The sequence below is a fragment of the Algoriphagus sp. CAU 1675 genome, assembly GCF_029222925.1.
Taxonomy (GTDB): domain Bacteria; phylum Bacteroidota; class Bacteroidia; order Cytophagales; family Cyclobacteriaceae; genus Algoriphagus.
Genome location: NZ_JARHUI010000003.1, coordinates 61,707 through 87,823 on the forward strand (window position 1 = coordinate 61,707; position 26,117 = coordinate 87,823).

The following is a 26,117-nucleotide window of genomic DNA, read 5'->3' on the forward strand; positions in this document are numbered from 1 at the left end:
CATGGAAAAATTACCACCTTGCCCAGCCTGCAACTCTCCCTATACCTATGAAATGGACGAAAAATTAGTTTGTCCTGAATGTGGGTTTGAATGGGTTGCAGAATCTGAAAATGAAGAGACTGCCGAAGAAGGTCTGATTGTAAAAGATTCAAATGGTGCTATCCTACAGGATGGTGATGCCGTAGTAATCATCAAAGACCTGCCAGTAAAAGGAGCTCCAAAACCAATCAAAGCGGGTACCAAAGTAAAAAGTATCCGATTGGTAGAAGGGGATCATAACATTGATTGTAAGATTGATGGATTCGGGTCCATGGCCCTAAAGTCTGAGTTTGTCCGAAAAGCCTAATCCTATTCGGGATAAAAAAAGCGGTTTGTGATTCACAGACCGCTTTTTTATGGGTGGTTAGCTGGCTCCCTTATTTTATTGGACTTTCATCACAAGCTACATCTCCGACAACATACTGCATTCCATCAAGGAAAAACCTGAGTAAATCAGGGTTTTCAAAACTTTGTGCATTATGGGAAGGGGAGGAGTACATGACTCTACCTTTGCCCTCGGCTCGAATCCAAGCTACGTAGGTTTTACCTTCTGTCAGGTTTTGGTTTTTTCTTTGTTGGCTGATTTCTGAATTATTGAAATAAAGCAAGGGATGGAAGTTCAATTCTCCATAAGCGTTTTTGTAGAAATAGGGCTCATCCACATGGTTGAATCCTTCTGCTGGGAAAGCCTGAACCAAAGGATGCTCAGGATCTGCCAACCGGACTTGAATGGCCTGCTGAGGTGGGTGATAGTCAAAACTAGCCCCAACCAATCTGCTGAAATCCCAGGAATTGTTTTGTGTAGTAACTGCCCCATGAAGCAACAATAATCCTCCTCCTTTTTTCACATAGTTCAATAGATTGGCTTCAAATTCCTGTGCCTTTTTCATCAAGGAGACTGAATCAGCATCGGATTCAGCTCTTAATTTATCCCAGAAAAGATTCCGGTGATCTGGCTTTGAACAGGTGTTGTTCAGAACAATAGCATCGTATTTCTTGAGATTTTTTGCTTCAAATTCCCGAATGTCGGTACTTGCCGAAACCTGAAAGGCTCCGCTTTTATCTCCCAAAATTTTGACCATTTCCTCTGTATGGGGAATCACCCAATGCTCAAATCCTGTAAATAGGGAAAAGACCAGTATATTTTTCTTTTTGCTTGAAGTTGGAAAAGTTGGCTTTTTGGGTGCCAGTGATCTGATTTTGTCTTTCCACTCCTGATTCAATTCTACTTCAGGCAAGCTTTGAGCCTGTGCAAACTGCAGGGAAATTAAGAAAACGATTCCGTAGAAAAACTTCTGTTTCATAGGTTATTGGGTTGAGCGGTTAAAGGGTTTCTGATGGATTTTGATAATTTCAAAAGTACAAGTCCAATAACCTGAATTTTCCATGAGTTTCAAAAGAAAATTATTTCTCCTGGTATTTGCCATTATTTTGAATTTCCCTGCTTTTTCCCAAAATGTTTCCTTAAAAGAAACTTCTAATGGGGTGGATTTTGTAATTGGAAATCAGCGAGTTTTGACCTATCAAACTGCAACAGCAGATGTGCCGGAAGGAATTAAAGCTGCATTCAAAAAATCGGGATTTATTCATCCTCTTACTTCTCCAAGCGGTCAGGTTTTGACCAGGATTCAGCCGCCGGACCACTATCATCACTATGGAATCTGGGGACCGTGGACAAGAGCTACCATAAATGGAAGAGAGGTGGATTTTTGGAATTTGGGAGATGGTAAAGGAAGAGTGGACTTCTCCCACATCATCTCCAAAAAACAAGCTGGTGGGGCTGCTGAACTCAATGTCAGACAAAATCACCTGGATCTAAAAGCTCCGGAAGCAGAACGCCTGGCAATATCTGAAGACCTGAGGATCAAAGTAAAGCCAGCTGACAAAGGACGATATATGGTGGATTATACCACAACAATATTTACCAGTTTGGAAAAAGGGATTTTATTGGATGATTATCGCTATGGAGGAGGAATTGGATTTAGGGCTACAGAAATGTGGGATCCAAGCAATAGTTCGGTTTTGACTTCTGAAGGAAAAAACCGGGTAGAGGCAGACGGAACCAATGCCAAATGGATTATTGTGAAAGGAAAGACAGCGGATAAATCAGGGCAAAGCGGGATTCTTTTAATGAGCCACAATACCAATAAATCACATCCAGAACCTCTTAGGGTTTGGCCTGAAGATTCAAATGGCGGCAAGGAGAATGTATTCATCGAGTTTTGCCCAATCCGTCATGAATCATGGGAGATCCTTCCCAATAAAAGGTACAGCCTCAAATATCGAATGATTGTTTTTGACGGAGAACTCAGTGCAGGAGAGGCGGAAGCCTATTGGAGAGCATTTGTAAAATAATAGACCCAGAATAAACCAGTTCTTATATCATGGAAAGAAGAGACTTTATGAAAAAAACTGCTTTGGCAGGAGCTGCTTTTGGAATTCCTACCATTGTCCCCTCCTCAGTTTTTGGTAAAAATGCCCCGAGTAACAAAATCAATATTGGCCAGATTGGATGCGGTAGAATAGCCCGGGAACATGACTTGCCAGGTACCTGGCGACATGATATTGCAAGGATTGTGGCTGTCTCAGATGTAGACAGCAAACGTATGGCAGATGGTAAAAAGCTCATTGAAGCTCATTACACCCAAAAAATGGGGCGTCCCTATTTGGATGTGAAGCAATATGGTGATTATCGGGAAATGCTTTTGGATAAGGATATAGACGCTGTGATTATTTCAACGCCTGACCATTGGCATTCTCAACCAGCAATGGAAGCAGCATTGGCGGGGAAGCATATTTATGTGCAGAAGCCGACCTCTCTGACAATCAAGGAAGGGAGACAATTGGTAGAAGTAGTCAACAAAACCGGGGTGGTGCTTCAGCTTGGGACCCAACAGCGATCCAGTGAGCAATTCCGGGTTGCCGCAGAATTGGTGAGAAACGGAAGGATAGGAAAGCTTCATACGGTGAAAATTGGCCTACCCGGTGATCCTTCTGGTCCAGAGGCTACTCCAATGCCTGTCCCCGAGAATCTGAACTATGAAATGTGGCTGGGCTCTACGCCTGAAATTCCCTATTCTGAGATAGGAGTTCACCCTCAAAATGATTACAGCAGACCAGGATGGCTGCGCCATGAAAATTACGGAGCAGGGATGATCACCGGTTGGGGACAGCATCACTTTGATTCTGCAGCTTGGGGAATGGATACTGAGCTTACCGGACCACGTTATATCCAGGCCGTTGCAGATTTTCCAAAGTCAGGGTTTTGGAATGTCCATGGGGATTTTATGGTCAAAGCTGAATATGAAAATGGAGTTACTATGTTGACTTCCGGAGGGTATCCCAATGGGATTAGATATGAAGGGACTGAAGGTTGGATTTGGGTTTCCAGAGGAAGTTATGTGGCATCATCCTCAGATCCAGTGGCTCAGAGCAATAATGCCAAAGCACTAGACGCTTCCGATCCCAGAATCCTTCAGTCCGAAATTGGCGAAAACGAAATACGCCTGACCCGAAGTACCGAGCACCACGGGAATTGGCTGGATGCAATCCAAGGAAAAGGAACGTTGCTGTCTCCGGTTGAAATTGGGCATAGGGCCTGTTCAGTTTGTCTTGTGACTCACATAGCGATGAAATTGGGAAGAAAACTAGAGTGGAATCCTACCCAGGAGGTCTTTGTTAATGACGTGGAGGCAAATTCGTATTTGAGTCGACCTCAGAGAAGACCTTGGGGGACAGATTATGTCAAGGTTTAGGAGGAATGAGCAGAGGAGTTAATTTTGGATCCTAATCCCTAATGAAATCAATAATTATGTATCGTAATAAAATTCTTCTTGGAGTTGTTTCAGCTCTTTTACTTCTCTCATGTGGCCAAGAAGCGATGAAAAACACGGAAAACCTCACGTCAAATTCAGATTCAAAAGTCAGGATTATGGCTCTGGACCCCGGACATTTTCATGCAGGTTTGATCCATAAATCCATGTATCAAATTGTGGATTCGACAATTTATGTGTTTGCTCCCGAGGGTCCAGAACTGAAGGATTATCTCTCCAGGATTGAAGGCTATAATACCCGGGAGGAGTCGCCTACTGCATGGAGTTTGGAGGTCTTTGTTGGGGATGATTATCTCCAGAAAATGCTTTCCGATAAACCCGGAAATGTGATGGTGGTTGCCGGTAAAAATGACCTCAAAATCGATTACATTCTTTCAGCCATTCAAAATGGATTGAATGTGTATGCCGACAAACCATTGGTAATCAATTCCGATGGGTTTCAAAAGTTGGTAAAAGCGTTTAAGCTAGCGGAGGATCAAAATCTGCTTTTGTATGATATCATGACTGAGCGTTTTGAGATCACAACTTTGCTACAGCGTGAACTCTCCATGATTCCGGAGGTTTTTGGTCAACTTGAAGTGGGAACTCCCGAGAACCCTGCAATCACCAAGGAAAGTGTCCATTATTTCTTCAAATATGTTTCAGGAAAGCCATTGGTCCGTCCTGATTGGTTTTTTGATGTGGAAAAGGAAGGAGACGGAATTGTAGATGTGACCACCCATTTGGTGGATTTGATCCAGTGGGAAGCCTTTCCTAATCAAGTTTTGGATACCGCAGACGTGCAAATGCTTTCTGCAAGAAGATGGGCTACCCCTATGACCTTGGAGGAATTTGAAAAAGTAACAGGGAAAGCTGAATTCCCTGATTTTCTGCAGAAAGATATTGACGATGATGAGGTGCTTCAGGTTTATTCCAACGGAGAGATGAATTATACCCTTCAAGGAAAGCATGCGAAAGTAAGCGTAATCTGGGGATTTCAGGCACCTGAGGGTACTGGTGATACTCATTTCAGCATGATGAGGGGAAGTAAAGCTAATCTGATAATCCGACAGGGTAAGGAAGAAAATTATAGACCGGTTTTGTATGTAAAACTCATCGAGTCAAGTGAAGACGAATTGAGTAAAGCGGTTCGGGAAACACTTCAGGGTAAGTATCCGGGAATTGATCTGGAAAAGCTCTCCTCCGGTGAATATAGAATAAATGTGCCAGAGAAATACCACAATGGGCATGAGGCTCATTTTGGTCAAGTTACCGAACGGTATTTGGAGTTTTTCCAGGAGGGTAAAATGCCTGAATGGGAGGTGCCAAATATGATTACAAAATATTATACCACCACCCAAGCAAGAGCTTTTGCCATGAAATAATAATTTATTAGTTTATTTTGAAAAAGGCTGACGGAAGCTCAAACTTCTAACAGCCTTTTTTTTATAAACTGGAGGGGATAGTTTATTCAAAAGAAATACAAAAAATGAAAGAGTTCCGGCTCAATGTTCTTAACTTAAAGAAAAAAGAGGGTTTATTGGATCTGTGACAAAATGAAATATTTGACTTTTAAAAATGGAGATCCCATTCCGATTTTGGGATTGGGTACTTGGAAAAGTGAGCCAGGTGAAGTTCGAAATGCCGTTTTTTGGGCATTGGAAGCCGGTTACAGGCATATCGATTGTGCGGCTATTTATCAAAATGAAAAGGAAGTAGGCCAAGGGATCAAAGATGCCATGTTGGAAGGCATAGTAAAGCGGGAGGAACTCTTTATAACCTCCAAACTTTGGAATGACTCCCATAGGTATGAGGATGTCAAACCAGCTTTGGAGAAAACACTCAATGATCTTGGTTTGGATTATTTGGACTTGTACCTGATCCATTGGCCGGTGGCTTTGAAGCACGGTGTTGGTTTTGCCCAAAACAGGGAGGATTTTTATACCTATCTGGACGTTCCGCTTACTCAAACCTGGGAAGCTTTGCAGGATGTTAAGGCTGCAGGCTTATGCCGTCATATAGGAGTTTCAAATTTTAACCGAGCCAAGTTATTGGAATTGATTGAGGCAGGAGGGGAGATTCCGGAAATGAACCAAGTGGAACTCCACCCGTTTCTTCCTCAGGACAAGCTGGTGGCTTTCTGTCGGGAACACGGAATATTACTGACAGCCTATTCTCCATTGGGAACTCCGGATTCAAGAAATGAACGGCATAAAAATGACCCTAGATTGTTGGAAAATCCGGTTGTCGCCGAGATCGCAAAAAAGCATCAGGCGAGTATGGGGCAGATTTTGATTGCATGGTCAATAGCAAGAGAAATTGCAGTCATTCCAAAATCTGTCAATAAATCCAGAATTATCGAAAATTTTGCCGCTGCTCAGATTGAACTGGATGCACATGACCTCATGGAAATTCGGGATATAGGCATCAGCCATCGGTTTTTGGACGGTTCTCTGCATACCAGTCACAACAGTCCATATAAGTCAAGTGACTTTTGGGATGAATAAAAAAAAGCCCTGATTTAGCATCAGGGCTTTGATTTAATCTTCAACTTCCAGGACTTCCAATATTTCGGCAAGTTCATCGAAGTCTTTCAATCCCGGCTTGATTTCTTCTCCACCTTCCAGTGCTATTCCTTTCAAATTGAGGTCTTGGATTAGTTCCTTCACGTTGTATTGAGTCAGGCCCGTTCCTAGGATCACATCGATTTCACTGGATATTTTCTTAACTGTTTCAAGTTCGTTTTCTTGAAGTTTTTTATGGTCGGAAGTCAGATGCAATAAAACTCCATTAGCCTTCAGTTTTGCGGCAAGTTCGGGTTCTATGTGAATGATTTCCTGGATATCTGCTTTGTAAATGAGCTTCTTTCCCTGATCCTGCAGACTCAATAGAGGGGCTAACCTTCTGTGTTCGATCCAGGTGATATTTGGGTATTTTTCGAGTTTTGCCTGAATGGTTTGCAAGTCATCAGTTTCAAATTCTCCAACCAGTTCAGTTCCTGCAATCCATCCTGTGATTTCAGAGAACTGTGTTGGTGAAACAAACTTTGGGGAGTCTTCTTCCAAAGAGAAGCCTAATAGATCCACATACATTCCCGAGCAATATCTTGCATCGCTGAGGTTGGTGATCCCACCGATCTTTACAAAGGTACTGAGAGCCATTTTTAGATTTAATTGAGGCGCTAAGGTAAAAAGGAACTGAGTCATGTTCCTAGTTTTTGGGTGTTCTTCCTGAAATAAGCCAAAGGATTTTTGCTTTATTCCGTTTATTTTTATGATTTTGAAGCGTATATGAAGGGGATTTTAAAACTATTTTTCTTGGGTCTTTTATTGATGGGCTTTGCTTGCAGCAATGATGAATCTCCTGTGCCTGATGCAGGCTATGATTTCCAGCCTTTATTTATTGGTGATTTTTGGGTTTATGAAGTGGATCAAACCATTTACTTCGGAACAAATGACTCTGAGCAGTCTTTTTTTTATTTCAAGGATAAAATCCGGACGGTTTATGTAAATGATGATCTTGATCAGGTTTTTATTGTGGAGCGAAGCATTTCTGAAGATCAATTGAATTGGTTCAAATCCAAGGAATATACGCTAATGATTAAAAATAATGCCCTCATCAGGACGGTGGACAATCAGCCTCTGGTGAGTTTGGTTTTTCCTCCGCAAAAAGGCAAGTCTTGGAATGGCAATGCTTATAGGAATGAAGGATTGGATGAATTTACCATTACCGAATCTGATTTTGGAGGCACCAATGAATTTAAGGTTGTTCAGGAAGAGAGCGATGATGAAATCACTTACAGAGACATTCGGTACGAAGTATATCAGAAAGGTGTGGGGCTGATTGAGAAATATGATGAGGTGCTGACCTATTGCTCCAGAAATGATTGTTTAGGTCAACAATTGGTGGACTCTGGGAGTAGAATTCATTTAAAATTGATCAACTATGGCAGTGAATAAGCTGTTTTCTCTATTTCTTGGTTTTTTTCTTTTGAATTTGTTCCAAGGGTTTGCTCAGGATAGATATGCTGTTTATTATAAATTCAAACCTCAGAGCGTTTTTTCACTGGATCAACCTCAAGAATTTTTAACCCAAAAAGCGCTTGACCGGAGACAAAGGGAAGGGGTGAATATCGACAGCTTGGATTTGCCTGTTTCCCAAATTTATATAGATCAGGTTTCCGCCAAATCCGAATACTTATTGTACCATAGTAAATGGATGAATGCCTCTGTCTTAGTAGCTAGTGAGGTTGCCGTTCAGGAAATAGCATTATTTCCTTTTGTAGAAAAAGTGGAATTGGTCGCGCCCGGGTTTTTTCCTATACCCGATGCCCGAGTAGAAAAAGAACTACCTTCCAAATTTAGACCGATTGAGGATTCGGAGTCCCGATTGTTGTCTTCCCAGGAAAACGCCTATGATTTTCAAAATGCACTATTGGGCATTCCTGATATGCAAGAAGCGGGATTTTTGGGAGCAGGAATTACCATAGCGGTTTTTGATTCGGGATTTCCCGGAGTTAATACGGCTTCCTCCTTGAAACATCTTTTCGACAATAATCAAATCATTGCCACCCGGGATTTTGTAAGGCCCTGGAATACCAATGTTTACCAGGATTATGAGCATGGTACGAATGTCCTGTCATTGATTGCAGCCAATGAGCCTGGTGTTTTGGTTTCAGGTGCTCCTGAAGCCAATTATTTTTTGGCCATGACCGAATACGTCTACACGGAATATAAAATAGAAGAATTCAACTGGACGAGAGCAGCTGAGTTTGCGGATAGTTTGGGGGTAGATATCATCAATAGCTCTTTGGGCTATTATGATTTTGATGATGTTTCCATGAACTACGGTTTTGAAGATCTGGACGGGGCAAGCACGGTAATTACCCAGGCTGCAAACATTGCTTCTCAAAGAGGGATTTTGGTAGTGAACAGTGTCGGCAATTATGGTCCAAATGAGTCCACCTTAATCGCGCCCGCTGATTCCCCAAATGTGTTGGCTATTGGTTCGGTCAAGCAGGACCAAAGTGTTTCAACCTTTAGTTCAAGAGGGCCCACTGCTGATGGAAGGATCAAGCCCGATTTGGATGCCTTGGGAAGTGGAGTTGTGATGTTGAGGCCAAGTGGAAATACCGGTTTGGGTAGTGGAACCTCCTATTCCGCTCCCCAAATCACAGCTTTGGCTGCAGGGGTTTGGCAGGCAAGACCGGAATGGACCAGAGCCAAGCTTATTCAGAATTTGCTCCGAAGCGCCAGCCAATATGAAAACCCGGATAATATTTTGGGATATGGAATACCAGGCTTTTTGAATGCCTATTTTGGGGAGATTCTTTCTGTTGAAGAAAATCCGGAACACTTGGAGTGGAAGGTTTATCCCAATCCGGTAACAGGAGGGGAAATTGAAATCCTATTTGGTCGGGAATTGGAAGCCGAATTGGTGCTTTTTGACTTAAGCGGGAGAGAAGTCCATAATTCCAGTTTGATCCGAAATTCTATAAAGGAGCCCTATTATTTGAATTTGAAGAACCTGAAACCGGGAATGTATCTAGTAACGGTACAGGATAGGAATACCGTGAAACGAAACAAACTTTTAATTCGATAAGAATTTTGGGCTCGGACAAAATTTTATTTGTTTTGCAAGACGAAAATTTCTCCCCATGAACCCAATCATCGCCCCATCCATTCTGGCAGCTGATTTTGCCAATCTTCAGAAAGAAGTTGAAATGCTAAATGCCTCCGAGGCTGACTACATCCATGTTGATATTATGGATGGAATGTTTGTTCCAAATATTTCTTTTGGGATTCCGGTTACTGAGGCCATCAATCACCATGCAAAGAAACCTCTAGATGTACATTTGATGATTGTGGATCCGGATAGATATCTTCAGGCCTTTAGAAATGCCGGTGCAGATATTATTTCCGTTCATTATGAAGCTTGTAACCACCTGCACAGATCCTTGCAAACGATCCGTTCACTGGGAGCCAAGACTGGAGTTTCTCTCAATCCTCACACGCCAATTAATGTATTGGAGGATGTGATTCAGGATATTGACATGGTTTGTATCATGTCGGTAAACCCTGGTTTTGGAGGGCAAAAATTCATAGAGAATACCTATACCAAAGTAAGTGTACTTAAGGAGTTGATTTTAAAAAAGGGAGCAGACACACAGATTGAAATTGACGGTGGTGTCAATATGGAAAATGCTCCAAAACTCTTGGCAGCGGGAGCGGATGTTTTGGTTGCAGGAAGCTTTGTTTTCAATGCACCAGATCCTGTCAAAACCATTAAAGATCTCAAATCAATTCAGGTAGTTTGATTTATTTCAAACTACCATTCATCATAAAATACCTTAAAAAGGCCTTTTTTACTTGATTTTTTGAGTGATAGGTATTTCTTTTAAAACTTATCTCAAACTAAATCCACAAAAGATGATGAAAAAAGTATTACTATTTGGGGCGTTTTTTGCGTTCCTCGGAATGTCTGCTTTTGCTCAGGAGGCTGCTGAAGAAGGAGTGACTCAAGAAGACCTGACCAAGTTCGCAAATGTAGAAGTGATGACTGCTGTATTTGTTGAAAACAAGACGGAGGAACTCAAAAACATGATCCTCAAAAATGAAGTAATTGAAGGAGGAGCACGATATAATGAGATTAAAGCTGCTTGGGGGGATGATGCCAAAATGGCTGAAGCTAATGTAACTGACGAAGAGAAGGCAGCATTTCAAAAAATTCAGGACTTTCAGGGTTCCCTTCAAAAAGGAGCAATCGAATACAAGACTGAATTGATTAAAAACGATTCAATTCTTGGTGTTTCCATTTACAACAAAGTAAATGAAGCAAGAAAGTCTGATCCATCTGTAAAAGAGCAATTGGATGCATTGGTGGCTGAATTAAAAGCCAAAGCAGATGCTGAGAAAGAAGGTACTGCTGAAGATGCTTCTGATGAGAAATAAGCCAGCATTTTGCATCTAAATTTGAATTAAGCCTCCTTTTGGGAGGCTTTTTTTATAATTTCACACCAATCGTTTTTTGTATTCGTTAGTACAGTTATGAATTGGAATAAGACAGTCCTTACAATTTTGTTGTTTGCCTTAGGGCAATCTCTTATGGCCCAAGATGATGATATTTTTGGGATCAGCAGAAAAGCCAAAAATCCAAAAAGTGAGTCCGGCCTTGGGAATACTTATAGGAATATCTTGGAGCAGTTTGCCATAGAGTTCTCAACTGGTGCGGCCTATCATCAGATGGGAATGGACTTTTTCTCAGAAACTCCACAAAACTATCCGCTCACACAGGTTCAGAACTTTGATAGCCCTTTGGATATCTCTGAGGAAAATCCTTTGGCTTTAAAGGCCAATGACTGGGCCTTTCCTTTGGCAAATGCGGGAGTAAGACTCAATCTCTTCAATATTTTGACCGTTGGTGGTAGATATGGAAGAGAATGGGGACAACTCAGTTCCATGAAGGGAGGAGATTTCGAATTCCCTTTTGAAGGAGCCAGTTACCAAGCCAGTAAGCTTTATGGGACAGTAGGTCTGGTGCTTTGGGATGCTGGCCGCAGGGCAAAATATCTGAAGTGGAGGTACAGAAAATATGCTTCTGCCAACCTGTATATGCAGTCAGAACTTCGTCAGAGAGTCAGACAAATTTATCCTTGGCGATTTATTTTGGAGGGAGAATATGGAAGGCTTAACCTGAAAAAAGTCTATGATCCTGCTTTGGATTCGCCCGGAAATCCATATTTGTCGAGATTGACGGATGCAGGTAATCCTTACTATGGTTTGGGATTGAGGCTTGAACGGGACTTTTCCGAATACACCAAGTTGTTTGTAAAAGGGGGAGTGGATATTCGGAAATTCACCTATTCGTCTTTTGATTTTACTGAGGTTCAGGATATTGAGCAGCGAGTATATGCCTTACAACTTGGACTTGCCATTAAAATACCAGGAACCAAGAGATGTAAGGTTGCCGGATGTGGAGTTGTCATGAAGCATTCGCACAATGGAATTGAATACAGAGGAAGTTCAATTTTCAGGCTTCAAAACAGAAAAATCGGGCAGTGGTACTGATGTTCCACTGCCTTTTTTGTAAGCTGAATTTCTCTTTTCAAAGCACCTCCTTTTTACTATCTTGCAGCCTTTATCATACCCCGTGAATAGCATTTTATGGCTCAAGGAGAAAACGAGAACATCATACCCATTAACATTGAAGAGGAAATGCGTGGTGCCTACATCGATTATTCGATGTCGGTTATTGTTTCCAGAGCACTTCCAGATGTCCGTGACGGACTCAAACCAGTTCACAGAAGAATCCTCTACGGGATGCAGGAGCTGGGAGTATTGCATAATAAACCCTATAAGAAATCAGCCAGGATTGTCGGTGAAGTACTAGGTAAGTATCACCCTCATGGTGATTCTGCCGTGTATGAGACGATGGTAAGAATGGCCCAGCCATGGTCCCTTCGTTATCCATTGGTGGATGGTCAAGGAAACTTTGGATCCATTGATGGTGACAATGCCGCTGCGATGCGTTATACCGAGGCAAGGATGAAGCGGATTGCTGAAGAATTGATGACTGATATCAATAAAGATACGGTTGATTTTCAGTTCAACTTCGATGATTCCCTAAAGGAGCCAACCGTTCTTCCTGCGAAGGTTCCAGCCTTGCTTTTGAATGGTGCATCTGGTATTGCCGTAGGTATGGCTACTAATATGGCGCCTCACAACCTTGGAGAAGTTATTGATGGGATTATCGCCTACATAGACAATCGTGAAATAACGATTTCGGAATTGATGGAGCATATTGTAGCCCCGGATTTTCCTACTGGAGGCATTATTTATGGCTACAATGGAGTAAAGGCTGCTTTCGAAACGGGAAGAGGTCGGGTAGTACTTCGTGGTAAGGCAAACATTGAAACCAAAGACGGTGGAAACAAGGAGATGATTGTCATCACCGAGATTCCTTACATGGTCAATAAGGCAAGTATGGTGGAAAAAACCGCAGCCTTGATCAACGAAAAGAAAATCGAGGGTATTTCCGCCATTAGAGATGAATCCGACCGATCCGGGATGCGGGTTGTCTATGAGTTGAAACGAGATGCCATTCCAAATGTGGTGCTTAATAATCTCTACAAGCAGACCCAACTTCAGACTTCATTCTCTGTCAATAACGTGGCCTTGGTTAAGGGCCGTCCTCAGACCTTGAATCTAAAAGATCTGATTGTTCATTATGTGAACCACAGGCATGAGGTTGTAGTCCGTAGAACTGAATATGAACTGAATGAGGCCGAAAAGAGGGCTCATATCCTCGAGGGTTACCTGATTGCCTTGGATCATTTGGACGAGGTGATTTCCTTGATTAGAAATTCAGCAGACCCTGAAACAGCCAGAAATGGCTTGATGGAAAAATTCCAGCTCAGTGAAATACAGGCAAGGGCGATTCTGGATATGAGATTGCAGCGTCTCACCGGCATGGAAAGAGACAAAATCGTTCAGGAATACAAGGAGATCATGGCCTTGATCGAGGAACTGAAAGAAATCCTTGCCAACGAAGATAAGCGTATGGATATCATCAAAACCGAACTGACTGAAATGAAAGAAAGGTATGGTGATGATAGACGTACTGAGATTGAGCATAATGCAGAGGACTTCAGCTATGAGGACATGATTCCGAATGAAGAAGTAGTCATCACTGTATCTCATCAGGGATATGTGAAGCGTACTGCTTTGACAGAGTACAGGACTCAGGGAAGAGGGGGAGTAGGATCCAGAGGTGTGAGTACCAAAGAGGATGACTTTACCGAATATCTATTCACAGCGTCCACTCATAATTACCTTTTGATCTTTACTGACAAAGGGAAATTATTCTGGTTGAAAACTTATGCAATTCCTGAAGGAGCCAAGACCTCTAAAGGAAGACCGATCCAAAACCTGATCAATATTGACACGGATGATAAAATACGTTCAATTATCCAGGTCAATGATCTGAATGATCAGGATTACATCAATAATCACTTCCTCGTGATGGTTACCAAGCAAGGGGTGATTAAGAAAACCACCCTCGAGCAATATTCCCGTCCAAGAACCAACGGTATCATTGCCCTCAATATCAGGGAGGATGACCAATTGGTGAATGTGGATATGACGAATGGGAACCAGCACATAGTAATTGCCGCTAAATCGGGTCGTGCCATACACTTCCATGAGTCTGCTGTTCGCCCAATGGGAAGGACTGCGACAGGCGTGAAAGCCATAACCTTAACAGATGTTAATGATTATGTGATTGGCATGGTATGTGCATCCGAAGAAAATGCAACCTTGCTCGTAGTGTCTGAAAAAGGGTATGGAAAACGATCTGACCTTGGAGAATATAGAATCACCAATCGGGGAGGTAAAGGTGTGAAAGCAATGAATGTCACCGATAAAACCGGAGCGCTGGTTGCAATTAAAGAAGTGGTCGATACCGATGATTTGATGATTATTAATAAGTCTGGAATCATCATTCGACTTGCAGTGGATGAACTGAGAGTGATGGGTAGAGCCACACAGGGTGTTCGTCTGATAAGAGTAGGGGAAGGGGATGAAATCTCCTCCGTTGAAAAGATTTCAAAAGAAGAAGAAGAAATCAAAGATTCTACTGAAATTGCCAATGAATCTTCAGAATCATCCGAAGAAACAAAAGAATAACCAAACAATTAAGTTAAAACGCTAATAAATGAAGAAGCTAATTCTATCTATGATCCTGGTTGGAGCAACGTCCTTGGCTTTCGGACAAAAGAAAGTAGTTCGCTCCGCTGAGAAAAATTTCAAATCCGGTGATTTGGCTACAGCAATGTCTGAAATCGAAGCTGCCATTGCCAATCCTGAGACAAGCTCTGATCCAGCTACCTACTTGCTAAAGGCAAAAATCCAGTTGAAAATGTTTGGTACTGATTCAACCAATACTATGGAGACTTTAGCCAAAGGTGAGGCTTCTCTTGCTACTTTCAACGAAACCTTTGAAATGGCTGGAAGTAATAAAGAGGAAGGTGTTGGAAAAGAGATTTATGAGGGTGATATCCTAGGAGTTCCTGACAACCTTCGTCCTTATTCCCTAGAAACTTTAAAAAACGTGTCCTACGACAAAGCTCTGGAAAGATACAATGAAGGAGAAATGGATATGGCCTATGAGTTCTTCAACCTTTCTAGTGAAATTGATAAGACTGATACCCTTTCCAATTACAATGCGGCATTTATTGCCAATGACTTGGGAAGATTTGAGGACGCTAAAAAGCACTTGAATTATCTTTTGGAAGTTCCTGACTACAATGGGAAAATCAACGTTTATTACATGTTGATTCCTATTTTAAGTACTGAAGAAAAGAATCCGGAAGCTGCCTATGAGACAGTGACTAGAGCAAGAGCGGAATTCCCTGAAGAAAAGACCTTTGCTGAATTTGAAATCCAATTGCTGCTTCAATTGAACAAGATGGATGAGGCGATGGCTCAAATCCAGGAAGCTTTGAAAACTGATCCTAACAATACTTCTATCTTGCTGAGATCTGGATATCTGAAAGAAAAATCAGGTGATATTGATGGTGCTTTGGCCGATTACAAAAAGTCTGTAGAGGTTGATCCTAATTTCTACGAAGGAAATTATTATGCCGGAGCCCTGATGCTGGAGAAATCCAGATCAATTTTGGCTGAATTGAATTCTCTACCTGATGATGAGTGGGAAAAAAGATCCAAGTCAATGGGAGAAGAAGCTAATCAGTACTACACTGATGCAATTCCTTACTTTGAAAAAGCTTTGGAATTGAGACCAGATGATACAGATATCATGTCTATTCTGTACCAAGTTCATGTGATTTTGAAAAACGATGCGGAAGCTGAAAAGTATAACAAGAAATTGATAGAACTTCTTGGTCCAAACTGGATGGATCGTTAAGATTCTGATCATTTAAATAGAAATGACCGTCATTTTGGCGGTCATTTTTTTTTGTAGGTTAATATTAGGTTGAAGCAGTTTATTAGGGTTTAATTATCTTTTTTAGTCATTCGCTCTTAGTTTTTTTCCGTATGATAAATTAGGGTTTTCAAAAGGTTGTCATGAAAGTTCAACATCTTCTGATTCTTTTGTTTTTTTTGGGTTTTTCCAACATTGTCAAAGCCCAAACCCGCTATCAAAAAAGCGTGGAAGTTTCTTACGAAGCTGGTTCCTTGCTGGGAAATGGGAAGGAATGGTCTGAGGAGCTGAATCGCATTGTGGATTATCATGGAATTGATTTCAAGCTGGGCTGGAAAGGACTTTCACCAAAAACTTATCAATATCTCTACCGCTATCCGACCTTTGGTTTGGGGTTCAACACTGCTTTATCCTATTACCCAGAAGTGGGCAGGCCCCAAGCTTTGTATATGTTTGGGGAGTTTTCAATAAATCACCACTCAAATTTCAGAAGCTTTCAGTTAAGTTATTTCTTTCAGATCGGACTGGGGTTTAATATGAATCCCTATGATCCCAATCTAAACTCCATCAATCAATACATCGGGTCAAATCTAAATGCCTATGTGAATATGGGCTTTAAGGTGAACTATAGGCTTTCTGACCGAATCCAAATTTTTTCAAACCTTGGGTTAAAGCATTTTTCAAACGGAGCAACCAAAAAGCCAAATGCAGGAATTAACCTTACCCCTTTGGCATTTGGAATAAGAACGGTATTGGGAAAGGAAATAAAGCATATCCCCCAGGAGGTACCAGAAATTACTCCGATCTCCAATAGGACTTTCGTCAACCTTGCTGTTTATACAGGTTTTAAAAATTATGAAATTGGCATGCCTACCTATTTTAGAGGTGGTTTGGGCTTGAATTATCTCTGGGCCGTCAATTATAAATACAACTTTGGTTTTGGAACAGACGTATTCATAGCTCCAGGAATGAGTGAGCGAAACCCAAGTGGAGATTTTGGTTTTCTCGACCTGATGTCAGTGGGTTTGGTGTCTTCTTGGGAGTGGAAGGTTAGCCAAAAAATCTATGTCCCGATCGGGCTGGGTGCTTATCTCAAGCGGAATGAGTTGAATGACGAGCTTACTTGGTTTTACGAGCGGATAGGAGTGAGGTATAGGTTTGAAAACGACTTGTTTGCCGGTTTTCAGATCAAAGCACACAAACTAAAGGCGGATTTCTTTGAGTTTACCATCGGTTATACTTTGCCTGTCAAGTTGTAGCTTCAATGGATCGCAACATTCAAATCCACTGGTCAAAATATATTTTCATTTAATCATTGCTTATTCTAGTTTAGGGAATCCTTCATATTTGTGTATGATTAAAAATTTACGCCTTATCGTAATTGGACTGGTTTTTTGGGGATTGTTTAATCCTTTCGCTCATGCCCAGTCCTTGACCTCTTCCGAACTTTTTCATCAATTGCTCAAGCTGAAAGAAACCAAAAGAGTTTTGTATGTAGCAGCTCACCCTGATGATGAAAATACGCGATTGATAGCTTATCTGGCCAATGAAGAACGTGTTCAAGTCGCTTATTTGAGCCTTACCCGTGGTGATGGAGGGCAAAATCTTATTGGGCCAGAATTGGGGATAGGTTTGGGACAGATCCGAACTCAAGAGTTGTTGAAGGCAAGGGAAACGGACGGTGGAAGACAGTTTTTTACCCGTGCAAAGGACTTTGGATACAGTAAAAACCCGGATGAAACGCTTGGGAATTGGGAAAAACAAACAATTCTTTCCGATGTGGTTTGGGTTATTCGCTCCTTTCAGCCTGATATTATCATCACAAGATTCAATACCACTCCTGGGGTAACACATGGGCATCATACCACTTCAGCTATATTGGCAGAGGAAGCTTTTAATCTGGCAGGTGATAGTCTTGCTTTTCCAGAACAATTGAAATATGTAAGTACATGGGCTCCTAAGCGGATTTTTTGGAATGCCTACAATTTCAGAGGTGAGTTTGTCCCTTTAGAGGGGGAGATTTATCATGAATTTCCAACTGGATCGTTCAATTTTCTTTTAGGAGAGAGTTACAGTCAAATTGCTGCGGACAGTCGTACCATGCACAAATCCCAAGGTTTTGGAGCAACTCCTGAAATCGGAGCAGCAGTAGATCACATCCAGTTTCTAAAAGGAGCTCAATTTGAAAGTTCGCCTTTCGATGGAGTTGAAGATAGGTGGAAAAATATAGCGGGGGGAGAAGAGGCAAAAGCCTTAATTCAAAAGTTGATAGGTGATTTTGATTTTGTAAACCCCTCCAACAACTATCCTCAATTGGTAGAGATCCGAAAAATCATCCATGGGCTGAAATCCTCAGAGCCTTGGCTTAAGGAAAAAAGGGAAGGAATTGACCGACTCCTGATGCAAAGTTTGGGCTTGGATATGGAGTTCAATGTGAAAAAGGAAACTGGATTCCCTGGGTCTGATGTCCGTGGAGAATTGGTATTGAACAATCCTTCCTTAATTCCTGTGGAGGACCTATCATTTGAGATTTTTGGGCAGAAGTTAAGTTTTGAAGATCAAAAAGCGGCTAGTAACGAACCTGTGAAGGAAATGGTTGATTTTTCTTTGCCAATAGATATTCCTTATTCTCAGCCTTATTGGTTGAAAGAATATAAAGATGGCCCCATGTACCCAATTTCCAATCAACTGGAAATTGGAAAGCCATTTAATGAACCCAGTGTATCTGGAATTTTGAAGTTTTCTGTGTCAGGGGAGGAGTTTCAAGTGACCCTACCTCTCATGTATAAATATAATGACCAAGTTGATGGGGAGGTAAAACAGCCCTTTTCTGTTGTACCTAAAATTGACCTGAATGTCTCTAAAAGCACCGTTTTTCTAGTAGAAGGCGCAGATCCTAGTATTGTAGTAACAGTGAATTTTAGGGATAAGATGGAAAACGGGGAGCTGGATTTTGAGGGGATTGATGCAAGCCAGTATAAAATAGAAAGCGTGGAAGATGTCCCCTTCCAGAAAAAGAGAGTTTACCGGGTTTCTTTTCTTCCAAACGGCAATGGGAAAAAAGTCATTACAGCTAGGTATTCTACTTCTGAGGGAAAAGCATTTGATTGGTCTACCAATAGGATTTCTTATAAACATATTCCCAACTTGACTTATTTCCTTCCGGCTTCATTCAATTTGATTCAGGAGGACTGGAAAGTTTCGGGAAAGGAAATTGGCTACATTCCGGGTGCCGGGGATGAAGTTCCCCAAGTTTTGGAAGCTTTGGGCTATCCGGTGACATTCATCAATTCCGGGGATTACCATGTGGAATATCTGAATAAGTTTAAGGCAATCGTGGTCGGGATCAGAGCCTATAACACCAATGAGGATTTGGCGGCGAATCAACAGGCAGTCATGGGCTATGTCAAAGCAGGTGGCAATTTGATTGTGCAATACAACACTTCATCACCTCTGCTCACCAGTCAGTTAGGCCCATTTGACTTTACCATTTCGAGAAATCGGGTGGCAGTTCAGGATACCCCTGTGATTGCAGATTATTCAGACCCTATTCTGTCTAATCCAAATCAGATTACAGCTTCAGATTTTGAGGAATGGGTTCAGGAGAGAGGTTTATATTTCGCTTCCAATATGGATGAAAATTTCTTTTCTCCACTCAGCATGCAGGATCCGGGAGAAGAAGCAAGTAAGGGGTCTTTGATCTATGCGAATTATGGACAGGGAAAATTCTTTTATACAGGAATTTCCTTTTTCCGCCAATTGCCCGCCGGGGTTCCTGGAGCTATTAAATTATTTATTAACCTGATTGAGCAGTAAATTGGAAAAAGAAGCAAACAACTGGAAGAGTTTTTATATAAGTCTTTTGATAAGCCTCGTGGGGATGATCGCATTGTTTTATTGGCTAATGAACTCCTACTCATGAGTACAATTGATTGGATAGTCTTATTTGGGACATTGGGCTTGATAGCTTCTTATGGTGTGTATAAAACCTTTGGACAAAAGAGTCTTGATAGCTATTTGAGAGGAAAAAACACCATGAATTGGTGGACTATTGGCCTGTCTATCATGGCAACCCAAGCTTCGGCAATTACTTTTTTGAGTACTCCCGGACAGGCTTATGAAAGCGGAATGGGTTTCATCCAGTTTTATTTCGGATTGCCGATCGCCATGATCATCATTTCAGTCAGTTTTATTCCGATTTACTATAAGCTAAAAGTATATACAGCCTATGAGTATCTGGAAAATAGGTTTGACCTGAAAACAAGGACCCTAGCAGCCTTATTGTTTATAATCCAAAGGGGACTAGCGGCAGGAATTACCATTTATGCCCCTGCAATTATTCTTTCGACTTTGTTGGGTTGGAACCTGACCTGGACCGTGATCTTTATTGGCGCGGTTGTAATCATTTATACGGTATCAGGTGGTACAGAGGCGGTTTCTATTACTCAGAAACAACAAATGACAGTGATGATGGGTGGGATGATTTTGGCAGGTATGATTGTTATTCAGCTCTTGCCGGTATCATTTCAGGAAGCACTTCATGTAGCCGGAAAAATGGACAAACTCAATTTGGTGAGTTTTGAATTTGACCCTGCTGACCGGTATAATGTCTGGTCAGGAATGACGGCTGCGGTGTTTTTGTTTCTGTCCTATTTTGGAGCAGACCAAAGCCAAGTTCAGCGTTACCTTTCTGGCCAAACTTTGGCACAAAGCCGTATGGGTTTGATTATGAATGGCTTTTTGAAGGTGCCGATGCAATTTATCATACTCTTCATTGGGGTAATGGTTTTTGTGTTCTACCAGTTTTTTCAGCCACCAGTGGTCTTCAATCAGGTTCAGACTGAAAAGCTGGCTCAAAGCCGATTTGCAGGAGAATATGCAGAACTTGAAGAAAGGTTTAGCAGGAATTTCCAGGAGAATAAGAACAATTATTTGGAGATGCTGGAGGCGATCAAGCATGAGGATATTGCCAAAGAACAGGAGATCAAATCCCGTATTCAAGGACTGAAAGAGGAGCAGCAGACCATTCGAAGTGAAGTAAAAGAATTGATCCTGAAAAATGACCCGGTGGCAGAAACCAGGGATACGGATTATGTGTTTATGCGTTTTGTTATGGATCACCTTCCAAAAGGGATCGTGGGTTTGCTGTTTGCTGTTATTTTCTCGGCGGCCATGTCCTCAAGTGCCTCAGAGCTTAATTCCTTGGGATCGACGAGTACTATCGACCTCTATAAAAGGTCCATTAAAAAAGAAGCCTCGGACAAACATTATCTGAATTCTTCCAAAATATTTACAGCCTTTTGGGGGATGGGGGCCATTCTGTTTGCCATTTACGCCTCCCTTTTTGAGAATTTGATCCAGGCGGTCAACTTATTAGGATCCCTTTTTTATGGAACTATTCTGGGAATTTTCATGGTAGGTTTCTTTATGAAGTGGATTCGAGGAAAAGCAGTATTTCTAGCAGCTTTGCTTTCACAGGCTTTAATCCTACTTGTTCATTTTAGAAACGGTGAAGGTTTGTTCGGATTTGTTTGGGATATTGGATTCCTTTGGTACAATGCCCTGGGTTGTCTTTCGGTGATGCTTTTTGGTATGATCATTCAAAAGTTTGTGAAGAATTAATGTAAAGAATGGAAACGAAAAAAGCCGACAGGAATAACTCCGGTCGGCTTTTTTCGTTTTGAAGGTGTCTTACTTCAAAGATTTGATCAGGCGCTCATTCAAAGCTATGTAATCTGGATTTTTTGCTTCTTCAGCCATTTTCATGGATTGTTGTGCTGATTCAATTGCCTCAGTTTTCATTCCTAATGTGGCTTCAATTTTTGCTTTTAAGTGTACTGTCCAATATTTAGGATCAGATTCTACGGACTGTTTGATCCAAGCATAAGCCAAGCTCATATCCTTGGTGTTGGTATAGTAATAGTTAGCAGCCGCGTAGAGAAGGCTTGGGTTTGTGGTTTTTGCGTCTATGACTAGTTCCTTTATTTGAGCCATGACGATTGGGTCTACTTCAGTTTCGATTCTGAAATCTACACGGGTGTTCTCCCATTTCATGGAAAGGTCAGCCCCTGTATCAGTCATATTGTTGAAGCTGATTTCAAATGTTTCATATTTTCTGCTCAGCTTGTTTGCATCAACTTCGAATCTTAGTATATCATCATTTGAGTTATACCCAATTGCTCCCCAAAGTTCTGTGTTTTTGGAAAGGACAATAGTCCATGAGGTTTTTCCAGGGATGCTATAAAGCGCATATTTTCCAGCTGGAACGTTATTTCCTGCAATGATGACATCTGTGGAAAAGGATAGGGTAGTGGCAGCATTGGCACCGGTTCTCCAAACCTGTCCAAACGGAACAAGTTCACCAAAAATCTTTCTGCCTTTGGTACTTGGTCGGGAGTATTCCACTGATACATCCGTTAGTCCGATTTTTTGGGAGATTTGCGCCGAAGGAGAAGCTTGTGGCATTTGGATTTGTTGGGCAAAGCTCCAGGTGCTTACCATCACCATCAATGAGGCAAGTAAAAACAATTGTTTTTTCATGATTTGTAGTAATTGAATGTTGGAATTAAAATTGATTAGTACTTTTTTCATTTCAGCTGCAAAATGAAATATTTTCAATCAATTTGGGTCTGAATTTACTGCTTTTTTGATCAACGGGCCTTTGTGTCCATTTAAGATTTTAAATACCTGAAATCTTTGTTGAATTTTGTAGTATGAGTTTAGCAATAATTTGTCCTGGTAAAGATCCTCAACCCTGGATCCAAGCAATTTCCAAACTTGATCCTGAATTGAACATTCAGGTTTATCCCTCAATTGAGCGTCCCGAAGATGTTGAGGTGGCCTTAGTTTGGCAGCACCCGGAAGGAATACTTTCAGATTTTCCCAATCTCAAATTGGTAAGTTCCATGGGGGCTGGAGTAGACCACATTCTCAGGGATTCCGGAATTCCGGAGCACTTGCCTATCGTCAGGATAGTGGATGAAAAGCTCACCTGGTCCATGACGAATTATGTGGTGATGGGAGTTTTGAATTTTCACAGACAAATCACACGCTATCAAGCAGATCAAAAACGAAAAGTCTGGGACATGAGTAATCCCGAGATCGAAGTGAAAGTTGGGGTAATGGGGGTAGGTGCCTTGGGCTATGATGTTCTTGAAAAATTAGACTTTATGGGATTTCCGGTTTTTGGTCTGGGATTCTCTGAAAAGAAAGATTTTCCATTTCCTTATTATACCAAAGATCAAATGGAGCTGTTTCTTGACCAAGTCAATGTGATCGTTTGTTTATTGCCTTTGACTCCTGATACAGAGGATATTCTTGATCTTGAATTTTTCAAGAAATGTAAGAAAGGCACTTACCTGATCAATGTTGCAAGAGGGAAACACTTGGTAGAAGAGGATTTGTTGGAAGCTTTAAATAGGGGGTATTTATCAGGTGCTATGTTGGATGTGTACCGCACAGAACCTTTGCCGGAATCGCATCCTTTCTGGAATGAAGAAAGGATCACAATGACTCCTCATATTGCCAGTGTGACCAATCCTTCGGCTGCTGCTCCTCAGGTAATTGAAAATTTTAAGTTAATAAAATCAAACAGTCCGCTTAAGAATCCCGTAAATCGAATCAAAGGTTATTAATTTTTAAAAATGACGAGATTATTTACTGTACTTTGCCCCACAGATTTTTCTGAATGTTCTCTCAACGCGATTGAGTATGCTGCACGTTTGGGAGAAAAATATCAAGCTAGATTGATCCTCTTCCATGTGATCAACAGGGAGGATTATTTGAAGCTTTCCCCAGCTGATGTTGAGGGTAAATACCAAATGAATTTTTTGAAAGATAAGTTGCGGAGCCTTCAAAGGGCGGTAGAAAAAGAAAGCTTGGTAAAGGGGTTGAAATCCTGTGAAATCGAAATCAGAGAAGGGGAAATTGTGCAGGGAACCTTGGATTTCGCGAAGGAAATTCAGGCTGATTTATTGGTGGTTGGGACCGAAGGGATGAATGAATTGCGGGAGAAGATCATTGGGTCACGGGCAAGTCAAATGGTGGAAAAAGGAGATCGGGATACCCTGGTAGTGCCAAGAAGAGTTTTTTTCAAAAAGCCTAGGAAAGTGGTTTATGCAAGTGATTATCTGGAAGAGGATAAATTGGCTATTCAAAAAATTGTCGAGTTTGCTTCTTTTTTTGATTCTGAAATTGACTTGATCCACATCAGTCCTAGTATGAAGGCTTTGGATAAATCCCTGCATATGCAAATGGTCGAGGAGGTTCGGCCTTTTATCAATTATGAGAAAGTAAACTTCGTTTTAAGGTCTTTCAGGGATAATTTGGCATTGGGATTGGAAAATCACCTTCAAACTTCCAAGGGGGACATATTGGTGACCTTGAGTAGAAAACGTGACTTTTTTGAGCAGATTTTTACGAAAAGTGTTTCAAAAAAAATGGCTTATTTCATCAATAAGCCACTTTGGGTGATCAAATCATTTTAAGCTATTTTCCTGAAATCAATTTCTTGACAAAGACCGAAAACTCCTTTCTGGATTTGGTGTCGGTCAAAACGGACCCTAAGGTTTTTAGGTAATACGTAAAGGTCAGCTTCTTACTTGCTTTCTGGGGTTCTGCTTGTGGAGCAATGGTTTCCTTAGGTTTTGCAGCTTCTTGTTTAGGAGCCTGATAGCCGGTTAAGGCATCTGCTTTTTCAAAGCTCCTTTTGGATTTTTCCTGATAGCCAAGCTTCTCCTCTACGAGTCCTTTATTGTTGTAGGCTACGGCATCTTCCGGATCTAACTCAATGGCTTTTTCATAATCTTCAATCGCGCCTTGAAGGTCTCCGATTCTATCCTTGAAATATGCCCGGCTACTATACCGATAAGGATTGTTGGTGTCTAGATTGGCTGCTCGATCAAATTCTTCCAATGCTTCCTCGTTTCTTTTGAGAAGATGAAGGACTACGGCTCGGTCACTGATATAATTTGTGTTGAAGGGCTCTAGTCTGACTGTCATGTCAAAATCCTCCAAGGCCAATTCCGTTTTACCCATTCTTGACAAAATCCTTCCCCGATACAGGTGTAGCTCAGCCTGACCGCTTTTAGATTCTATCAGCTCATTGAATATATTCAATGCATCTTCAAATTTCCCTGATTTATAAAACTCTATTCCAGCTTCAAAACTCATCTTTTCAATCTTTTCTATAATACAAAGTTAAGCCCGCTTTAGTTTAACCAAGAATCTTTCTTCTCTTTTTGCAGGCATTTGGGTCCTACTGTTATCTTTAAGGGCGAAGATTTCCACCATACTATGCCCCAGACACCACAAGCTGTTTTTAAAGAGCTGAAAGAGAAAAAGTTTGCCCCTATATACTTTTTGGAAGGGGAGGAACCTTTTTACATAGACCTGATTACAGACTTCATCGAGAAGAATGCTATCCCGGAGCACGAACGTGGATTTAATCAGGTGGTCTTGTACGGAAAGGATGCCAATGTTGGCCTGATCCTTAACAATGCCCGTAAATTCCCAATGATGGCTGAGCGTCAGGTGGTCATTGTAAAAGAAGCACAGAGTATTCCGGATTTGGGTAAAGAGGAACAGCAGAAGCTATTGATCAATTATATCCAAAATCCGCTTCCGAGTACGATTTTGGTTTTTGCGCACAAGTATAAAAAACTGGACGGAAGACTGGCTTTGGCCAAAGAGCTAGACAAAAGAGCGATTTTCGTAAGATCTGATAAAGTGTCGGAATACAAATTGACCGGCTGGATAGATGAATATATCCGGGATTTGGGGCATACTATTGAACCCAAAGCCAGCCAGTTACTAGCAGATTCCATTGGCAATAATCTGGAGGTCTTGACCAATGAGGTAGGGAAGATGCTAATCAATTTCCAGGGCCCTACCCAAATCACCACTCAGCACATATCCCAATACATAGGGATCAACAAGGACTACAATAACTTTGAGTTTTTGAAAGCCATAGGATTTCGTGATGTTGGTAAAGCAAATAAGATCATTCATTATTTTTCACAAAACCCCAAAAACCATCCGGTTATCCCTTTGTTCTCACTGATTTATACCTACTTTACCCGAATTGCGATGGTACATCAGGCAAGTGGGGCTTCAGAGGCTCAGATTGCGAGTATGATCGGATTGCCTCCTTTTGTAGCAAAAGAATATCTGGCGGCGGCTAGAAACTATAAAATGGGCAAGGTAATTGAGGTGTTCAGATACATCAAAGAGGCAGATCTTCGCTTTAAAGGAGTCGACTCCGGAAGTATGAGCGATGCAGAAATCCTCCGAGAACTTGTGTATAAAATTTTGCACTGAACACTAAAG

General features: G+C 41.4%; 22 protein-coding genes. 18 read left to right on the forward strand and 4 right to left on the reverse strand.

All coding sequences use genetic code 11. The features are described from left to right. The first annotated feature begins 1 nt into the window (after position 1). Entirely contained in the window at positions 2–346 is a 345-nt protein-coding gene (locus tag P2G54_RS07455; protein WP_275869763.1) for a zinc ribbon domain-containing protein YjdM, read from the forward strand. Positions 347–416: 70 nt separating this feature from the next. Here P2G54_RS07455 and P2G54_RS07460 read toward each other — a convergent pair whose 3' ends face one another. After that, positions 417–1,343, reverse strand: coding sequence for a ThuA domain-containing protein (locus tag P2G54_RS07460; RefSeq protein ID WP_275869765.1), 927 nt, complete (start codon positions 1,341–1,343; stop codon positions 417–419). Positions 1,344–1,425: 82 nt separating this feature from the next. On the opposite strand from P2G54_RS07460, the gene P2G54_RS07465 reads away from it, so the two are divergent. The 4 genes from P2G54_RS07465 to P2G54_RS07480 all read left to right on the forward strand — a co-directional run bounded on the left by P2G54_RS07465 (position 1,426) and on the right by P2G54_RS07480 (position 6,358). Beyond that, a complete protein-coding gene (locus P2G54_RS07465) occupies positions 1,426–2,394 on the forward strand; it encodes a PmoA family protein (protein ID WP_275869767.1) in 969 nt (322 codons plus the stop codon). Positions 2,395–2,423: 29 nt separating this feature from the next. Continuing rightward, positions 2,424–3,794, forward strand: a complete 1,371-nt coding sequence (locus P2G54_RS07470) for a Gfo/Idh/MocA family oxidoreductase (protein ID WP_275869769.1) — start codon at positions 2,424–2,426, stop codon at positions 3,792–3,794. Positions 3,795–3,850: 56 nt separating this feature from the next. Beyond that, positions 3,851–5,236, forward strand: a complete 1,386-nt coding sequence (locus P2G54_RS07475; RefSeq protein ID WP_275869771.1) for a putative oxidoreductase C-terminal domain-containing protein — start codon at positions 3,851–3,853, stop codon at positions 5,234–5,236. 171 nt (positions 5,237–5,407) lie between these two features. Beyond that, complete coding sequence (locus P2G54_RS07480; RefSeq protein ID WP_275869772.1) at positions 5,408–6,358, forward strand: aldo/keto reductase; 951 nt, start codon at positions 5,408–5,410, stop codon at positions 6,356–6,358. A 33-nt stretch (positions 6,359–6,391) separates the two neighbouring features. Here P2G54_RS07480 and P2G54_RS07485 read toward each other — a convergent pair whose 3' ends face one another. Beyond that, complete coding sequence (locus P2G54_RS07485; RefSeq protein WP_275869774.1) at positions 6,392–7,057, reverse strand: phosphoribosylanthranilate isomerase; 666 nt, start codon at positions 7,055–7,057, stop codon at positions 6,392–6,394. 45 nt (positions 7,058–7,102) lie between these two features. Between P2G54_RS07485 and P2G54_RS07490 the strand changes: the two genes are divergently transcribed. The 10 genes from P2G54_RS07490 to P2G54_RS07535 all read left to right on the forward strand — a co-directional run bounded on the left by P2G54_RS07490 (position 7,103) and on the right by P2G54_RS07535 (position 21,413). After that, entirely contained in the window at positions 7,103–7,810 is a 708-nt protein-coding gene (locus P2G54_RS07490) for a hypothetical protein (protein ID WP_275869775.1), read from the forward strand. Further along, positions 7,797–9,452, forward strand: a complete 1,656-nt coding sequence (locus tag P2G54_RS07495; protein ID WP_275869777.1) for a S8 family serine peptidase — start codon at positions 7,797–7,799, stop codon at positions 9,450–9,452. Before P2G54_RS07490 ends, P2G54_RS07495 begins: the two co-directional genes overlap by 14 nt. 55 nt (positions 9,453–9,507) lie before the next feature. Next, entirely contained in the window at positions 9,508–10,167 is a 660-nt protein-coding gene (gene rpe, locus P2G54_RS07500; protein ID WP_275869779.1) for a ribulose-phosphate 3-epimerase, read from the forward strand. 112 nt (positions 10,168–10,279) lie between these two features. Further along, positions 10,280–10,801 carry a hypothetical protein gene (locus P2G54_RS07505; RefSeq protein WP_345795465.1) on the forward strand — a complete coding sequence of 174 codons (522 nt, stop codon included), beginning with the start codon at positions 10,280–10,282 and terminating at the stop codon, positions 10,799–10,801. A gap of 96 nt (positions 10,802–10,897) precedes the next feature. Then, positions 10,898–11,917 (forward strand): hypothetical protein, encoded by a 1,020-nt coding sequence (locus P2G54_RS07510; RefSeq protein ID WP_275869780.1) that lies wholly within the window; start codon positions 10,898–10,900, stop codon positions 11,915–11,917. 96 nt (positions 11,918–12,013) lie between these two features. Next, positions 12,014–14,533, forward strand: coding sequence for a DNA gyrase subunit A (gene gyrA / locus P2G54_RS07515; RefSeq protein WP_275869783.1), 2,520 nt, complete (start codon positions 12,014–12,016; stop codon positions 14,531–14,533). 28 nt (positions 14,534–14,561) lie between these two features. After that, positions 14,562–15,773 carry a tetratricopeptide repeat protein gene (locus P2G54_RS07520; protein ID WP_275869785.1) on the forward strand — a complete coding sequence of 404 codons (1,212 nt, stop codon included), beginning with the start codon at positions 14,562–14,564 and terminating at the stop codon, positions 15,771–15,773. 161 nt (positions 15,774–15,934) lie between these two features. Next, on the forward strand, positions 15,935–17,050 hold the full coding sequence (locus P2G54_RS07525) for an acyloxyacyl hydrolase (RefSeq protein ID WP_275869787.1): 1,116 nt from the start codon (positions 15,935–15,937) through the stop codon (positions 17,048–17,050). A gap of 94 nt (positions 17,051–17,144) precedes the next feature. Beyond that, positions 17,145–19,607 (forward strand): PIG-L family deacetylase, encoded by a 2,463-nt coding sequence (locus tag P2G54_RS07530; protein WP_275869789.1) that lies wholly within the window; start codon positions 17,145–17,147, stop codon positions 19,605–19,607. A gap of 102 nt (positions 19,608–19,709) precedes the next feature. Beyond that, the gene (locus P2G54_RS07535; RefSeq protein WP_275869791.1) at positions 19,710–21,413 is read left to right on the forward strand and encodes a sodium:solute symporter; all 1,704 of its coding nucleotides are present in this window, start codon (positions 19,710–19,712) and stop codon (positions 21,411–21,413) included. Positions 21,414–21,482: 69 nt separating this feature from the next. Here the strand turns inward: P2G54_RS07535 and P2G54_RS07540 are convergent, their stop codons facing one another. Then, positions 21,483–22,331, reverse strand: a complete 849-nt coding sequence (locus P2G54_RS07540; protein ID WP_275869793.1) for a DUF2911 domain-containing protein — start codon at positions 22,329–22,331, stop codon at positions 21,483–21,485. Positions 22,332–22,504: 173 nt separating this feature from the next. On the opposite strand from P2G54_RS07540, the gene P2G54_RS07545 reads away from it, so the two are divergent. Next, positions 22,505–23,425 carry a glyoxylate/hydroxypyruvate reductase A gene (locus P2G54_RS07545; protein WP_275869795.1) on the forward strand — a complete coding sequence of 307 codons (921 nt, stop codon included), beginning with the start codon at positions 22,505–22,507 and terminating at the stop codon, positions 23,423–23,425. 9 nt (positions 23,426–23,434) lie between these two features. Then, the gene (locus P2G54_RS07550) at positions 23,435–24,277 is read left to right on the forward strand and encodes a universal stress protein (RefSeq protein ID WP_275869797.1); all 843 of its coding nucleotides are present in this window, start codon (positions 23,435–23,437) and stop codon (positions 24,275–24,277) included. A gap of 1 nt (position 24,278) precedes the next feature. Here the strand turns inward: P2G54_RS07550 and P2G54_RS07555 are convergent, their stop codons facing one another. After that, complete coding sequence (locus P2G54_RS07555) at positions 24,279–24,962, reverse strand: tetratricopeptide repeat protein (protein ID WP_275869799.1); 684 nt, start codon at positions 24,960–24,962, stop codon at positions 24,279–24,281. A gap of 123 nt (positions 24,963–25,085) precedes the next feature. Between P2G54_RS07555 and holA the strand changes: the two genes are divergently transcribed. Next, positions 25,086–26,108 (forward strand): DNA polymerase III subunit delta, encoded by a 1,023-nt coding sequence (holA, locus tag P2G54_RS07560; protein WP_275869801.1) that lies wholly within the window; start codon positions 25,086–25,088, stop codon positions 26,106–26,108. The last annotated feature ends 9 nt before the right edge of the window (positions 26,109–26,117 follow it).